Origin of the sequence: Vibrio sp. HENC-03, assembly GCF_000305755.2 — a bacterium.
Taxonomy (GTDB): Bacteria; Pseudomonadota; Gammaproteobacteria; order Enterobacterales; family Vibrionaceae; genus Vibrio; species Vibrio owensii.
The window spans coordinates 133,266-148,859 of the sequence record NZ_JH976126.1 but is presented as its reverse complement, the minus strand read 5'-3'; the positions used below and the strand labels follow the sequence as shown (position 1 = coordinate 148,859).

13 protein-coding genes are annotated in these 15,594 nt (G+C 46.3%); 8 read left to right on the top strand and 5 right to left on the bottom strand.

Translation table 11 applies throughout. The features are described 5' to 3' along the window. Window positions 1–68: 68 nt before the first annotated feature. The 4 genes from VCHENC03_RS06750 to VCHENC03_RS06765 form a co-directional block, all read right to left on the bottom strand. On the bottom strand, window positions 69–617 hold the full coding sequence (locus VCHENC03_RS06750) for a GNAT family N-acetyltransferase (RefSeq protein WP_009707132.1): 549 nt from the start codon (window positions 615–617) through the stop codon (window positions 69–71). A gap of 79 nt (window positions 618–696) precedes the next feature. Continuing rightward, window positions 697–1,464 carry a peptidoglycan binding protein CsiV gene (locus VCHENC03_RS06755; RefSeq protein ID WP_005437502.1) on the bottom strand — a complete coding sequence of 256 codons (768 nt, stop codon included), beginning with the start codon at window positions 1,462–1,464 and terminating at the stop codon, window positions 697–699. A gap of 7 nt (window positions 1,465–1,471) precedes the next feature. Continuing rightward, window positions 1,472–4,933: a transcription-repair coupling factor gene (gene mfd / locus VCHENC03_RS06760; RefSeq protein WP_009707130.1), complete on the bottom strand. Its 3,462-nt coding sequence runs from the start codon at window positions 4,931–4,933 to the stop codon at window positions 1,472–1,474. Window positions 4,934–4,938: 5 nt separating this feature from the next. Further along, the gene (locus tag VCHENC03_RS06765; RefSeq protein WP_009707129.1) at window positions 4,939–5,508 is read right to left on the bottom strand and encodes a PilZ domain-containing protein; all 570 of its coding nucleotides are present in this window, start codon (window positions 5,506–5,508) and stop codon (window positions 4,939–4,941) included. 264 nt (window positions 5,509–5,772) lie between these two features. On the opposite strand from VCHENC03_RS06765, the gene lolC reads away from it, so the two are divergent. Genes lolC through lolE form a run of 3 tightly spaced genes read left to right on the top strand, consistent with a single transcriptional unit; the run spans window position 5,773 to window position 8,928 of the window. Then, the gene (gene lolC / locus VCHENC03_RS06770; RefSeq protein WP_032802943.1) at window positions 5,773–6,981 is read left to right on the top strand and encodes a lipoprotein-releasing ABC transporter permease subunit LolC; all 1,209 of its coding nucleotides are present in this window, start codon (window positions 5,773–5,775) and stop codon (window positions 6,979–6,981) included. Beyond that, window positions 6,974–7,681, top strand: coding sequence for a lipoprotein-releasing ABC transporter ATP-binding protein LolD (lolD, locus tag VCHENC03_RS06775; protein WP_005437497.1), 708 nt, complete (start codon window positions 6,974–6,976; stop codon window positions 7,679–7,681). The genes lolC and lolD overlap by 8 nt, the downstream gene beginning before the upstream one ends. 2 nt (window positions 7,682–7,683) lie before the next feature. Next, the gene (gene lolE, locus VCHENC03_RS06780; RefSeq protein WP_009707127.1) at window positions 7,684–8,928 is read left to right on the top strand and encodes a lipoprotein-releasing ABC transporter permease subunit LolE; all 1,245 of its coding nucleotides are present in this window, start codon (window positions 7,684–7,686) and stop codon (window positions 8,926–8,928) included. 168 nt (window positions 8,929–9,096) lie between these two features. Here the strand turns inward: lolE and VCHENC03_RS06785 are convergent, their stop codons facing one another. Then, window positions 9,097–9,606, bottom strand: a complete 510-nt coding sequence (locus tag VCHENC03_RS06785) for a DUF2062 domain-containing protein (RefSeq protein WP_009707126.1) — start codon at window positions 9,604–9,606, stop codon at window positions 9,097–9,099. Between the two features lie 8 nt (window positions 9,607–9,614). On the opposite strand from VCHENC03_RS06785, the gene VCHENC03_RS06790 reads away from it, so the two are divergent. The 5 genes from VCHENC03_RS06790 to kdsB are packed head-to-tail and all read left to right on the top strand — an operon-like array spanning window position 9,615 to window position 15,587. Then, window positions 9,615–11,873 (top strand): DNA internalization-related competence protein ComEC/Rec2, encoded by a 2,259-nt coding sequence (locus VCHENC03_RS06790; protein ID WP_009707125.1) that lies wholly within the window; start codon window positions 9,615–9,617, stop codon window positions 11,871–11,873. Between the two features lie 31 nt (window positions 11,874–11,904). Continuing rightward, window positions 11,905–13,656, top strand: a complete 1,752-nt coding sequence (gene msbA / locus VCHENC03_RS06795; RefSeq protein WP_009707124.1) for a lipid A ABC transporter ATP-binding protein/permease MsbA — start codon at window positions 11,905–11,907, stop codon at window positions 13,654–13,656. Window positions 13,657–13,661: 5 nt separating this feature from the next. Beyond that, entirely contained in the window at window positions 13,662–14,669 is a 1,008-nt protein-coding gene (gene lpxK / locus VCHENC03_RS06800; protein ID WP_009707123.1) for a tetraacyldisaccharide 4'-kinase, read from the top strand. Beyond that, window positions 14,650–14,829, top strand: a complete 180-nt coding sequence (locus VCHENC03_RS06805; protein WP_009707122.1) for a Trm112 family protein — start codon at window positions 14,650–14,652, stop codon at window positions 14,827–14,829. Before lpxK ends, VCHENC03_RS06805 begins: the two co-directional genes overlap by 20 nt. Further along, complete coding sequence (gene kdsB, locus VCHENC03_RS06810; protein ID WP_009707121.1) at window positions 14,829–15,587, top strand: 3-deoxy-manno-octulosonate cytidylyltransferase; 759 nt, start codon at window positions 14,829–14,831, stop codon at window positions 15,585–15,587. Before VCHENC03_RS06805 ends, kdsB begins: the two co-directional genes overlap by 1 nt. Window positions 15,588–15,594 lie beyond the last annotated feature (7 nt).

Genomic DNA, 15,594 nt, shown 5'->3' with positions numbered 1-15,594 from the left:
TGTCGAGTGTTCGATGAAAGAGCTCAATGATAAATAAAACAAAAGCCACCGTATGTCGGTGGTTTTTTCTATTCTAAGTCGCTAGGAAGCAGCGAATACACCACGCCGTCTTTTGGTTTTCCGTGAAAGATAAAGCGATTTCTCGCAATGGTTTCTTTTTGGGCTCCAACCGACTCAATCAACGCCTGACTTGCTGTGTTGTCTAAATCGCAGACGATCTCTACACGCGTTAAATTCAGTTTTGCAAAGCAGAACTCTGCCAGTGCTCTAATCGCCTCGTGAGCATAACCATTGCGCTGATAGCGATCAGCAATCCAATAACCAATGCTCGCCATGTTGAAGGTGTGGTAAAGCTCATTCACAGCGGCCATTCCCACAAGGCTGTTGTGTTCTCGTTCATAAACCCCAAAGCCAAAAGCCTCGGTTTTTACCCAGTTTAAGCGGGTTGCCAATAGAAAATCTTGAGCATCTTTTAGAGAGACGTCCTCGTTACACCAATCTAACCATTGATGTAGGGAAGGGGATTCGACGAGTAAACGTTGCAATGACTGTGCTTGCTCTGATGGAATCAGTTTGAGCGCTAAGCGTGGTGTTATGATTTCAAAATCTGGTGCCATGAATCGATACAACTTCCATGTGAGATTCTAGATAAAACAAAGCGCAGCCAGTGCTGCGCTTTTCTGTTTAATTCGTGACTTATTGAACGCGACGAACTTGAATGATCATCCCCATCAGTGGGTTGTCTAAGTAGTGCGTTTCACTACTGCGCATACGGCGTTTTTGATCCATTCGGAAGCTCTTCAAGAACTTCTCTTCGGTCACTGTTGGTGACACTTCTGCCAAGTTACCGACTTGTACATTACCGTCTACTTCACCCAACTCATTGGTCAGTTGATCTGATGGCTGTGATTCGATGTGGATTTCACGAACGCTCGGTTCACGTAAATCCATGGTCGTTTCAGCGAACAAGTAGTGCTGAACGTAAATTTGTAGCTTGCCGTCGAGCTCATAAAGTGGACCGCTCACATTCTCTTCGCTGTAACCATCGCTTGTTAGCGAAGAGCTACTACCGATTGGGCTACCATCAGCGTTGTAAGAGCCTGAGAAATCGCGACCACCAACGATGCGGAAAATAGGCGCGCTTGCTTTACCTCGGTCACCTTGACGCCATGCCACGTGCTTAAGCACTTTGAAACCAGCATGATTATTTAATGCGGATTCTTGGGCGTTCAAACGGAAAGAAGAACGTGGTAGCAAGGTTACGCCTTTTGAACGGCGGTAAGATTCGCTGTCTAAACTGCCGACATTGCTCATTTCGATCTTAGGCAGTTCATTTGGCCATGATTCACTGGTGCTTTCAGCGTCGACTGCTCGCTTGAAAATAATTACTTCAATATCAAATTGACGCGCAGCCCAAGATGGCATTGAGACACAAAGAAGCAATAATGGGATCAGTATTCTCATTCGACTATTAGCTCGTTGGTAATAAATTCTGTTTAAAATCATTCAGTAAGTCTTGAACAAACTGAATGCGTTTACGTCGGTCCGTTAATGGTACGCTAAACTTGAACTTAGTTGGACCTTCCATTGCAAATTTTTGCGGCTGTGATTGCAGGAGTTTAACCAAATACGCTGGGTTTATGTCAGCATCAGGGTAAAACTCAATGAATCCGCCCTTGTCATGCGCCTCAATCTTCTTCGCTTTGAGACTTCCTGCCCCAATTTTCAGCTCTGAGACAGATAGGAGATTCTTCGTTGCGTCTGGTAACAGACCGAATCGGTCAATCAGTTCAACCTTAAGCTCGGATAAGCCCTCATTGTCGCTCACACTTGCAATACGTTTGTACATCGATAAACGCGTGTTCACATCCGGAATGTAATCATCCGGTAGCAGGGCAGGAATACGCATCTCGATTTCGGTTTGCTCGCGAAGTAGATCATCCAGCGATGGCTCTTTACCTTCTTTCAATGCTTCAACCGCTTGTTCAAGCATCTCCATATACAGTGTAAAACCAACCGATTGAATTTGACCACTTTGTTCGTCACCTAATAGCTCACCCGCCCCACGAATTTCGAGGTCGTGGGTTGCAAGGGTGAAGCCTGCGCCCAGATCCTCTAGAGATGCAATCGCATCAAGACGCTTGATGGCATCTTTTGTGATCGCTTTAGGATGTGGCGTTAACAAGTAAGCGTATGCCTGGTGATGCGAACGACCAACACGGCCACGTAATTGGTGCAGCTGTGCAAGACCGAGGTTATCTGCTCGGTCCATGATAATGGTGTTGGCGGTCGGAACGTCGATACCGGTTTCTATGATGGTGGTACACACCAAAAGGTTAAAACGCTGATGATAGAAGTCATTCATGATGCGTTCTAGTTCGCGCTCACGCATCTGGCCATGGGCTACGGTAACACGCGCTTCTGGGATGAGCTTTTGCAGATCTTCGGCGGTTTTCTCGATGGTTTCGACTTGGTTGTGCAGGAAGTAAACCTGACCACCACGCATGATTTCACGCAATGCCGCTTCACGAACCACTGAGTCTTCACGTTGACGCACAAACGTTTTGATTGCCAAACGGCGTGCTGGCGGAGTCGCGATGATCGACAAGTCGCGCATGCCACTCATTGCCATGTTCAAGGTTCGCGGAATTGGTGTCGCGGTAAGCGTTAGGATGTCGACATCAGCACGCATCGCTTTCACTTTCTCTTTCTGGCGCACACCAAAGCGATGTTCCTCATCGACGATCAATAAGCCGAGGTCTTTGAATTTAATGTCGCTTGAGAGCAGTTTGTGGGTGCCTACGACGATGTCGACTTTGCCATCGGCAACATCTTGGAGAATCACTTTTTGCTCTTTTGCCGATTTAAAGCGAGAAAGCACTTCTACGCGAATTGGCAAGTTGGCAAAGCGGTCACGGAAGTTTTCAAAGTGCTGTTGTGCAAGTAGGGTCGTCGGAACCAAGACCGCCACTTGCTTACTATTGTCTGTGGCAACAAATGCCGCGCGCATCGCAACTTCTGTTTTACCAAAGCCCACATCGCCACACACAAGGCGGTCCATGGCTTTAGCTTGGCACATATCGGAGAGAACCGCATTGATGGCCATTGATTGGTCTTCGGTTTCTTCAAACGGGAAAGTCGCTTTGAAGGTCGCGTATTGACCACGGTCTAATTCAAACTTGTAGCCCGGTTTCAATTCTCGTTTCGCGTAAACATCCAGCAGCTCAGCGGCAACATCACGCACTTTCTCTGCGGCTTTACGACGAGCTTTTGCCCATGCTTCACCACCCAGTTTATGCAGCGGCGCACTGTCTTCAGCGCCACCTGAATAGCGACTGATTAGGTTTAATGAAGACACCGGCACGTAAAGTTTGGCATCGTTTTGATACTCAAGAGTCACGTACTCTGTTTTCATTCCACCAGCTTCAAGCGTTTGCAAGCCAATGTAGCGGCCGATACCGTGATCGATATGGACAACAGGCTGACCCGGTTTAAGTTCGGCTAGGTGACGAATAACAGTGTCACTGTTAACGGTTTTCTTGTCTTTACGGCGGCGTTGGATAACGCGATCGCCCAACAAGTCGCTTTCGCAAATCAGTGCAAAGTTGAGCTCATCATGGATAAAACCGTGTTCTGCTGCACCGAGAATCAAGCTGAAGCGATCGTCAGAATCGAGCGCTTGATAGAGTGAACCATGCACGACAGGACGAACTTTGATGCCTTGAAGAAGCTCGGTTAGCGCTTCTCGGCGGCCTTCCGACTCGACTGAGAAGACGATTTTGCCTACGAACTGCTCACTGAACTGACGTAAACGTGCTAGTGGCTCTTTGTTTTGCTGTTGAACGCCAAGCTCTGCAAGAGATTGCACCGCAAGGTTTTGGCGACCTGCACGCTTAACGATTTTCTCTAAGCTTAACTGTGCTTGTGGCAGTTGTTTAAACTGGGTAAAGAGTTCGTCTTTCTTGAGCCACAATTCGTGTGGCGCTAACAGTGGACGCAGTGGATCGATTTTCTTTTGATCATAGCGGTAGTCGACGTCATTTAAGAAGGTATCAACCGCAGCTTCAATATCACCGACGATGATCAGTTGCGAGTCTTCAGGCAAATAGTCAAATAACGTTTCTGTATGATCGAAGAACAGCGGTTGCCAGTACTCGATACCTGCTGGCCACGTGCCTTTGGTGACTTGCATGTAAATCGATTCTGGTTCGCGTCGCGCTTCGAACTGAGAGCGCCAACGAGTACGAAAATCTTCAATAGCGGCTTTTGTGGTCGGGAATTCGTGAGCTGGCAATAACTGGATTTGCTGAATGTCTTCGATAGAACGTTGGTTCTCTGGATCGAACGTTCGGATCGTGTCGATCTCATCATCGAAGAAATCAATACGGTATGGATCCGAACTGCCCATCGGGAACAAATCAAGGATCGAACCACGGCTTGCGTACTCACCAGGACCAAACACTTGATCGACATGGCGATAACCTGAGTTTTCAAGTTGAACGCGAAGCTTCTCTAGCGAGAACTGATCGCCTGTTTTTACCATCAAGGTGTGTTGCAACAAGAAGTCACGTGGAGACTGGCGTTGTAATACGGTGCTTACTGGCACAATCGTTACGCCACCGGCTTGGTTTGGTAGCTGATATAAACGCGCAATACGGTCTGAGATGATTTCTTGGTGCGGAGAGAAGTTATCGTAAGGCAGTGTTTCCCAATCAGGGAATAGGCTGACCGATTGATCAGTAAACTGCTCTATTTCTGCTTGGAGCTTAAGCGCCATTTGCGGATCGGGAACCACAAGCAGAGAGTGGCTTGAATGCTGTTTAGCCAGTTCTGCAATCGCCATTGGCAATGCGGCACCAGGTAGGTTGCCAAGCTGTTTTTTGTCGCCACGCTCAGACGGATTCGTGACGGAGAGAATCGTTGCTTTTGTCATGGTAATTATTTGTTATCTCGCTCTAGTGAGCGCTGACGGAGTAATTTTTGCTGTTGGTATAGCGCGGCTTTGATTAATAAATCTTGGTCAGCTTCTCTAAGTAATTTGTACTTGAGTGTGATCACATAGCCTTGCTCGGTAGATTCGCATTCTACTATCTGAGCGTAGCAGTAAATTGCTGCAGCTGGATGATCTAAGAAGAGTTTTACGCGAACCAGTTTCCCCGTTTCTACTTCAGAATCACTGCGATAGCTCAACTGACTAGCGCCGAATTGAGTCGTTTGAAAACGTAATTTGGCATCATCTTGTTGAGAAAGCATAAAACTCAGTAGCAGGTTTAATTTTGAGTTCTGTGTATCCAGCAAATAGATGACGTGTTTGAGCTCTTTGCTTTGCAGCTCTAGTCTCGCGTTATCAGCCAACATATCGAGATGACTGAATTCACTCGCAACAATGAAAGGCGCTGGGATTTCTGATACAAAAGTCTCTTCATCTGGCAGAGCAAAGCCCGTCTCTAACGTTTCGACGTTGATCGTCAGATTGTGGTGTACGGTGAAGTATTCTTGCTCTGTCATAATTTGGTCCTTTTCTGCCAACGAGCGCTCTCATTTCATTGAAGAATGAGTAGGATAGGGCAATGATTATCGCTAATCAGTTTAAGTTATCAAGTTTACCTGTTTTTCTGGCTGAACTTTTTGCTGTAAATAGGGACTTATTGCATGTCGTTGACAAATTTGGCGATTATCTTGTCTTCTTCATAGTAAGAGTAAGGTAAGATAACGAATATTAATTAGCTAAGTAATAGCTCCATTATTAAAAAACCAGTTGGTTTGCCTTATATGTATCATCCTATCTCTCTGTTTATCGGCTTGAGGTATCTTCGGGGACGCTCCGGAGATAGGTTCAGTCGATTTGTTTCTTATATGTCGACAGCGGGTATCACGATCGGTGTGATGGCGTTAGTGACCGTACTTTCCGTTATGAATGGCTTTGAAGCCCAGCTTAAAGAACGTATTTTAGGTGTGCTTCCTCATGCGGTCGTTTCGCAACATGATGGTAAAACACCTATCAGTGAAAATGCCCCTCAGTTCATTCAAGATATGTCGACAAGCGCGAAACCGGAACCTATCGTTCGTGGTGAAGCGGTGATTCAAAGCTCTGCACAGCTGACGGCTGGCTACCTAATTGGTATCGAACCTAAATTGGGCGATCCTATCTCTAATCACCTTATTGCTGGCCGCTTATCGTCACTAAAAGCGGGTGAGTATAAAGTTTTTCTTGGTCACAGCTTAGCGCGCTCCCTGAAAGTTTCTATGGGTGACAAAGTGCGTTTGATGGTGACCAATGCCACTCAATTTACGCCTCTAGGCCGCATTCCAAGTCAACGTAACTTCACTGTTGCGGGCATTTTTAATACCGGCTCTGATGTCGACGGTCAGCTTATGATCGTTAACATGACGGATGCTTCAAAGCTGATGCGTTTGCCGAAAGACACCGTCTCGGGTTGGCGCGTGTATTTCTCTGATCCGTTTATGGTGACTGAATTTGCAGATAAACCATTGCCGGACGATTGGAAATGGAGTGATTGGCGTGAGCAACGTGGTGAGCTTTTCCAAGCGGTAAAAATGGAAAAGAACATGATGGGCTTGATGCTAGGTCTGATTGTTGGCGTTGCGGCGTTTAACATTATCTCTGCTTTGATCATGGTGGTGATGGAGAAGCAATCAGAAGTCGCGATTCTCAAAACCCAAGGGATGAAGCAATCTCAAGTGATGGCGATTTTCATGGTGCAAGGCGCAAGTAGCGGTGTGATTGGCGCGATTGTTGGCGGTGCTGTCGGTGTGGCTTTATCGCTCAACCTCAATGCGATTTTGGAAGCCGCAGGCGTTGCCTTGTTTAGCTTCGGTGGTCATCTGCCAATCGTGATTGATTCATTCCAAATCTTATTAGTGGTAGTGCTGGCGATTGCTCTGAGTCTAGCTGCAACTGTTTACCCGTCTTACCGAGCATCTTCTGTTAAACCTGCTGAGGCACTTCGCTATGAATAAACTATTAGAATGTCGTGATATTCGTAAAGTCTACCGAGAAGGCTCGCTAGATACTGAAGTGCTGAAAGGCGTGAGTTTTGATATCGACAAAGGGGAGTTGGTTTCAATTGTTGGCTCATCAGGCTCAGGTAAAAGTACGTTACTTCATATTCTTGGAGCATTGGATGATGCGACCGAAGGTGAGGTCGATTTTCTAGGTCAGGATTTGTCCGCGTTAAGCTCGAATAAGCAAGCCGCATTACGTAATAAACACCTTGGCTTTGTGTATCAGTTCCACCATTTGCTAGCTGACTTCACTGCGGTAGAGAACGTGGCAATGCCTTTGTTGATCGGCGGAACAAAGGTCTCTGAAGCGAAAGAAGCAGCACAAGCATTACTAGAAAAAGTGGGTTTAGGTCATCGCATGGATCACCGCCCATCTGAACTTTCTGGTGGTGAGCGCCAACGTGTTGCCATCGCAAGAGCACTGGTGAATAAACCTGATCTGGTATTAGCAGATGAACCAACGGGTAACCTCGACCACAACACGGCACTGGCAATTTATGATTTGATGCGTGAGTTAAACCAAGAGTCGAACATAGCCTTTTTGGTCGTGACTCATGATAACGAGTTAGCGGCGAAAATGGACCGTCAAATGCATATGCAAGATGGCTTGCTGGTGGATCGCTTTATCACTGAAACAGCGGTTGCGGAGGGCTAATTTTGTTTTCATCTTTAGCATTGATGATCGGTGGCCGTTTTAGTCGCGCTAAAAAGCGTAACAAGATGGTGTCGTTCATTTCACTTTCTTCAACCATCGGTATTGCTGTTGGCGTCGCAGTGATCATCATTGGTCTTTCTGCTATGAATGGCTTTGAGCGTGAGTTGCAATCGCGCGTGCTGTCGGTTATTCCGCACGGTGAATTGGAAGGGGTGAATGGCCCGCTACACAATTACACCAAAACCATGAATCAAGCGCTAAACCACGAACACGTCGTCGCGGCAGCGCCTTATGTTCGCTTTACGGGATTGGCCGAAAAAGGCACTAAGTTAAAAGCGATAGAAGTTCGAGGTGTCGACCCTGCTTTTGAACAGGCCGTCTCGAGCATGTCTGAATTCATTGATCCAGAAGCTTGGCAAAACTTCTATCCAGGTCAAAAACAAGTGATTTTGGGGCGTGGTGTCGCGAATGAACTGAACGTCGATGTGGGTGACTACATTACATTGATGATTCCACAAACAGGCAGCACCAATAAAGTTCAAGCACCTAAGCGTGTCCGAGTTAAGATCTCAGGCTTTTTAACACTAAATGGTCAAATCGATCATTCGCTCGCTCTGGTTCCACTGAAGGATGCTCAAGCGTATGCGCGTTTGGGTGATGGCGTTACCGGGATTTCTCTTAAAACAGATGATGTTCTGAACGCCCCTTCGATTGTGAGAGAAGTAGGTAATTTGATTGATGTGTATGTGTATCTAAAAAGCTGGCAACAACAGTTTGGCTTCTTGTATCGCGATATCCAGTTAGTCCGCACCATTATGTACTTGGTAATGGTGCTAGTGATTGGTGTAGCGAGCTTCAATATTGTCTCGACACTAATGATGGCGGTAAAAGACCGCGCCGCAGAAATCGCGATTCTTCGAACCATGGGTGCGAAAGATGGGCTGATTAAGCGCATTTTCGTTTGGCAGGGAGTGTTCTCAGGTGTATTCGGCAGCATTGCAGGCAGTATCGTGGGTGTGTTTGTCGCATTAAACTTAACACCAATCATCAAAGCCTTAGAGAGCTTGATAGGGCACCAGTTCTTATCAGGGGACATTTACTTTGTCGACTTCCTGCCATCACAACTGAATTGGCCAGATGTTGCTTTGGTATCAAGCACGGCGATTATTTTGAGTTTGCTTGCGACTTGGTATCCGGCATCGAGAGCTGCGAAGCTGAATCCTGCTGCGGTTTTGAGCTCGAAATAACACGTCAAATAAACGAAACACAAAAAATAAAGGACCGAATTTCGGTCCTTTATTTTTAAGTCTGTACTGGCTCAGTATTTTTCATACCTTGGCTACATTTTCTTTCATTTCAAACGTTAACTCTTTTCCAATCAACGCGTTGTAGCCTGCCATTTTTTCAATAAGTACTTATCGTATTTTGCGTTTTTGCCAGCTTCTTACTACTGAATAGCGCCAGAGCCCACGAATACCGAAGTAGCCAATGATTGCCGAAGCAACACCACAAATCGCGCAGCCTAACAAGAACGGAGGTCCAATGGTGTTCATTTGTTGCATGATGAATTCCCACGACAACTCAAAGTGGAAAGGTTGTGGTGGTACATGCATCACCAGTGCGCCAAGTTTGTACGCAAAGTAAAACAATACTGGCATGGTGATTGGGTTACTGATCCAAACTAGGGCAACAGAGAGAGGCAAGTTTACGCCAAGCATGATGGCAAGACCTGCAGCCATGATCATCTGACTCGGAAGCGGAACAAACGCCATAAACAGACCAACAGCAAAAGCACCAGATGCAGAGCGACGATTTAAACACCACAGATTTGGGTTGTATAAAACGTTGCCGAAGACCTTCAGTGCTTTTTGGCGTTTGATCATTTCATGATCTGGCATGAAGCGTTTAATCAGCTTTCTAGGCATAGGACGACATGACTCTCTTAGAAAAAAGTTTGACCTTGGCGTTATTTGTAGCAAGCGTTATCTCGTCTGCATGGTGGCCGACGATGCCAGATTGGCGATGGTTGCTGCTGGGAATAATTGCCATTGGCTCGATAATCAAATTACGGCGTGGCTTATTGAGCATAGGCGCAATTTGGGGCTTTATGGTTGTCATTATCCACGGCAATGTTATGGAGCATCAAAGACAAGCCCTGTTTCAAGCAGGGGTGAATATTACCATAAATGGTAAAGTTGACAGCCCTTTTACGCAAATAAGTCACGGATATGAAGGAATTGCGCAGATCAATCAGGTGAATTCTCAAAAGCTGTTACCTTTTCTTAAACCAAAAATCCGATTGATAACCGCATTCCCTCTGACTGTTAACAGTGAATTCACCACTCAAGTCACGATCAAACCCATTTTTGGCCTGAAGAATGAAGCTGGGTACGATGCAGAGAAACAAGCCGCTGGAAAAGGTATCGCTGCAAGGGCGGTAGTCATTTCTGATGCCACGTGGGTGATCCGAACACAAACTTCAATACGTCAGCAAATCATCGCGACCACAAATAAACATATCCCAGAGCTTGAACATTTTCCTTTGATCAGTGCGCTCGCCTTTAGTGACCGCTCATTGCTTACTCAATCCGATTGGGGGGCTCTGAGAGACAGCGGCTTACTGCATTTGGTCTCGATATCCGGTTTGCACATAGGCATGGCTTTTGCCTTTGGAATGAGTGTCGGCTTTGCTATTAGGTATGGGCTGCCTAACTACGCCTTCCTACCGCCATTATTTGGACTTGTCACTGCTCTTGCTTATGCATGGTTAGCCAACTTCTCTTTACCTACCACTCGTGCATTTTCTGTCTGCGCAATTTACTTGCTGCTGAAATTTAGCTTGGTTTATTGGAGCCCATGGCGTGTGCTTCTACTTGCGGTTTCGATTCAGCTCTGCTTAGAGCCGTTTGCGCCTCTAAATATAAGCTTTTGGTTGTCTTACCTTTCTGTTGTCACGGTATTGCTTGCGGTTAATGTTGTACAACAGGCTCAAGGCCATTGGATTGCTAAGTTAACAGCACTACTGAAAGTACAGTTAGTACTTACTATGTTGATTGTTCCCATCAGTGGTGTGTTTTTCTCAGGAACCAGTTTGTCTTCCATCGTTTATAACCTCATTTTTATTCCTTGGTTTGGTTTCATTGTCGTTCCTTTGATGTTTATCGCGCTCATTGCTACTCCTTTGTCTGACTATGTGGCTGCTCTATTGTGGCAATGTTTAGATTGGGTGCTTTGGCCTCTTAGTTGGTCATTGCAGTTCGCTGAAGGCAGTTGGTATTCCATGAGTATTGAGATGACGTTACTGGTTATTGCAATAACTTGCGCTTTCATCGGGGCGAGATTTCTAACTGAAGGGGTGATGGCTATTTTGCTGCTCGTGATTGTTTCCGCAGCTCTATTTCATGAACGTCAATCTGGACGTTGGCGTATCGATGTGTTGGATGTAGGGCATGGTCTGGCCGTTTTGATAGAGAAGGAGGGAGAGGTTCTTCTTTATGATACTGGGAAAGCGTGGAACACTGGCAGTATCGCTCAACAGGTTGTTTCGCCAGTGCTGCATCGCAGAGGTTTTCGTTCTATCGATGTATTGATTGTGAGTCACGCAGACTCAGACCATGCTGGTGGTCGAGGCTACATAGAGGAACATTTTTCTCCGAAAACAAAATTCAGCAGTCAGCAATACTTTAATTACCAACCATGTATTGCCGGAGAACAATGGATTTGGCAGGCGCTTAAATTTGAAGTGTTGTGGCCGCCTAAACAGGTAAATCGTGCTTACAATCCTCATTCGTGTGTTATTCGAGTCGTCGACGCAGAATCTGATTTTAAATTGCTTCTAACAGGGGACATCGAAGCCATCAGCGAGTGGATATTAGTTCGTGAACCCGAAAAGCTAGAGAGTGATGTGATGCTTGTGCCTCATCATGGCAGCAAAAGTTCATCCAACCCTAAGTTTGTGAAAGCAGTTTCTCCCCAACTTGCCATCGCGTCTTTAGCTAAAGCCAATCAGTGGGGAATGCCTGCAGACAAGGTCATTCATGCTTATGAGAATGCAAACGCACACTGGCTGGATACGGGAGCAAGCGGTCAAGTGTCGGTGTTCATAGATCAAGACAATTGGCATTTTGAAACCAAACGTAGTGAGACAATTGAGCCTTGGTATAGGCAGATGCTGCGTAAGGGAGTAGAATAAGAGTCTTAATGTAAGAAAATAAAGCACTTCTATGTCGATAAATACTGATGAAACGACCTGGCAGACGTTTAAGCGTCTATGGCAATTTATTCGCCTTTATAAGTCAGGCATTATCGTTGCCGTCATTGCGTTAGTCATTAATGCACTTTCAGATACCTATATGATTTCGTTGCTAAAACCGCTTCTTGATGAAGGTTTTGGTAATGCGGAATCTGATTTTCTACGCACGCTTCCACTGATTGTTTTCGCCATGATGTTTATTCGTGGTGTGAGCGGATTTGTTTCCACTTACTGCTTAAGCTGGGTATCCGGCAATGTGGTAATGCAAATTCGTAGAATGGTGTTCAACCACTTTATGCACATGCCTGTGTCTTACTTTGACAAAGAAAAAACAGGTAACTTGCTATCCCGTATTACTTACGACTCAGAACAAGTCTCTGCCGCAACAAGCCAAGCATTGGTTAGCATTGTACGTGAAGGTGCGAGCATCATCGGTCTTCTTGTGTTGATGTTCTACAACAGCTGGCAGCTTTCTTTGGTTCTATTTGCTGTTGCTCCGGTTGTTGCTTGGGGTATTGGTATCGTTTCTAAGCGATTCCGTAAGATCTCGAAGAACATGCAAACGATGATGGGCCATGTGACAGCGTCTGCTGAGCAAATGCTGAAAGGTCACAAAGTCGTACTAAGCTACGGTGGTCAAGATATAGAAGGCAAACGCTTCGAAAAAGTCAGCAACCAAATGCGTCAACAAAGCATGAAGTTGGTGACTGCTCAAGCGGCAGCAAACCCAATCATTCAAATGATCGCGTCTATTGCGATTGTTGTGGTGCTTTACCTAGCAAGTATCGACTCAATCAAAGATCAATTAACGCCGGGTACTTTTACCGTTGTGTTCTCTGCAATGTTTGGTTTGATGCGTCCACTTAAAGCGCTGACAAATGTAACGTCACAATTCCAACGTGGTATGGCAGCAAGCCAAACCTTGTTCGCACTAGTAGATCTAGAGCCAGAGAAGAACGAAGGTAAGTTTACTGTAGAGCGCGCAAATGGTGATGTTGCAGTGAAAGAAGTCAGCTTTACCTACGAAGGTGCAGAGAAACCAGCACTTGAGAACGTGAGCTTTGATATTCCTCGTGGCAAGACAGTTGCTCTTGTTGGGCGCTCAGGCTCAGGTAAGAGTACCATCGCGAACTTATTCAATCGCTTCTACGACGTGAGCAGCGGTTCGATTACGCTTGATGGTCACGATATTCGCGCTTACGAACTGAAAAACTTACGTGAGCAGTTCGCGCTTGTATCGCAAAACGTGCATTTGTTTAACGATACGATTGCAAACAACATTGCTTACGCGACAGAAGATCAATACACACGTGAAGACATCGAACGTGCCGCTAAACTTGCTCATGTCACTGAGTTCGTCAGCAAGATGGAAGACGGCCTTGATACGATGATTGGTGAGAATGGTGCGAGCTTATCTGGCGGTCAACGTCAACGTGTCGCCATTGCTCGTGCACTTCTTCGCGATGCCCCTGTTTTGGTTCTTGATGAAGCGACATCAGCTCTGGATACGGAATCTGAGCGTGCTATTCAATCGGCGTTGGATGAACTGCAAAAAGATAAGACGGTATTGGTGATTGCACACCGATTGTCGACTATCGAGAATGCAGATGAAATCCTAGTGGTAGATGAAGGCTCTATCGTTGAACGTGGTAACCACGCTGAGCTGATTGCTAAGAAAGACGGCGCGTACGCTCAACTTCATCGAATCCAATTTGGTGCCTAAGAACTGTGGTTGAAAAAATCTGGTTCGAAAACCATCCTCTCAAATACCTGCTGTGGCCGCTTTTGTGGCCACTGAGCTTGTTGTTTGGTGCGATCAGTAAATCTAAGCGTCAACAATATCAATCAGGTAAAAAACAAGCTTACAAAGCGCCAGTGCCTGTAGTCGTGGTGGGTAACATTACGGCTGGGGGCAATGGTAAAACACCGGTTGTTGTGTGGCTGGTGGAGCAATTACAGCAGCTTGGTTACAAACCAGGCGTTGTGTCTCGTGGCTATGGGGCGAAAGCGCCGCAGTATCCGCTCGTTTTGGATGACAATACACCAGCGAAACACTGTGGAGACGAGCCGAAACTGATTTATCGTCGTACTGGTGCACCTGTCGCTGTAGATCCGGTTCGTGCCAATGCGGTGAAAGCATTGCTTGAAACTGGCGTTGACATCATTATTACTGACGATGGCCTCCAGCATTACGCTTTAGAGCGAGATATCGAGTTTGTTATCGTTGATGGTAATCGCCGCTTTGGCAATGAAAGCCTTATTCCACTTGGCCCGCTACGTGAAGGGGTAGAGCGTCTTGCTGAAGTCGACTTTATCATCACTAATGGTGGTCAAGCTCAGCGTGGCGAAATGCCAATGTCTTTAGCGCCATCAAAGGCTATCAACCTGAAGACAAAACAACAAGTCGAGGTCCGTGAATTACGTGATCTCGTTGCGTTTGCGGGGATTGGGCATCCACCACGATTTTTTAATACACTTAACGCAATGAATGCGGATGTCAAAGTGACGAAAGGCTTTGCCGATCATCAAGACTTTGACCAGCAAGAATTACACGCATTGGCTCAACAAGGGGCGAATGTGATTATGACAGAAAAGGATGCCGTCAAATGCGACAGTTATGCGCAAGACAATTGGTGGTATCTGCCCGTTTCTGCTCAGTTTGAATCAAACGACGCAGAGCGAATTTTAAATCGAATAAAAGAGGTTAAAGCGACTTATGGATCACCGTCTGCTTGAGATTGTAGCTTGCCCTGTGTGCAAAGGTAAGCTGACGTACGATAAAGATAATCAAGAGTTGATCTGCAAACTGGATCGCCTTGCTTACCCAATCAAAGAGGGTATTCCTGTTCTGCTTGAGCCAGAAGCACGAGCCATGAGCATGGACGAGGGACGCTAATGTCTTTTACGGTTGTCATTCCTGCGCGTTACGCGTCAAGCCGCTTACCGGGTAAACCGTTGGCAGACATTGGTGGTAAACCAATGATCCAATGGGTTTATGAGCAAGCTTTACAAGCGGGCGCTGAAGATGTGATTATCGCAACTGACGATGAGCGCGTATCGGCGGCGGCAGAGCAGTTTGGTGGCAAGGTTTGTATGACCTCGCCAAACCACGAGTCTGGCACTGAGCGACTAGCAGAAGTGGTAGAAAAAATGGCAATCCCTGCAGACCACATCGTGGTGAACGTTCAGGGTGATGAACCATTGATTCCGCCGTCTATTATTCGCCAAGTCGCTGACAACCTAGCAGGTTGCGATGCGCCAATGGCAACACTTGCGGTTGAGATTGAATCGGAAGAGGAAGTCTTTAACCCGAATGCGGTGAAAGTGGTCGCGGACGAGCGTGGTTATGCCATGTACTTTAGTCGTGCAACGATTCCTTGGGATCGTGACAACTTTGCCAAGCAAGACAAAACCGTCGCGAATCCATTGATGCGTCACATCGGCATCTACGCTTACCGTGCTGGCTTCATCAATACTTATGTGAATTGGCAGCCAAGCGCACTTGAGCAAATCGAGTGTCTAGAGCAACTTCGTGTGCTTTGGTACGGTGAAAAAATTCATGTTGAAGTGGCAAAAGAAGCGCCAGCAGCAGGTGTGGATACACCAGAAGATTTAGAAGCAGTACGAGCCATTGTCGCTAGCCAAGCACAATAAGTGAGTA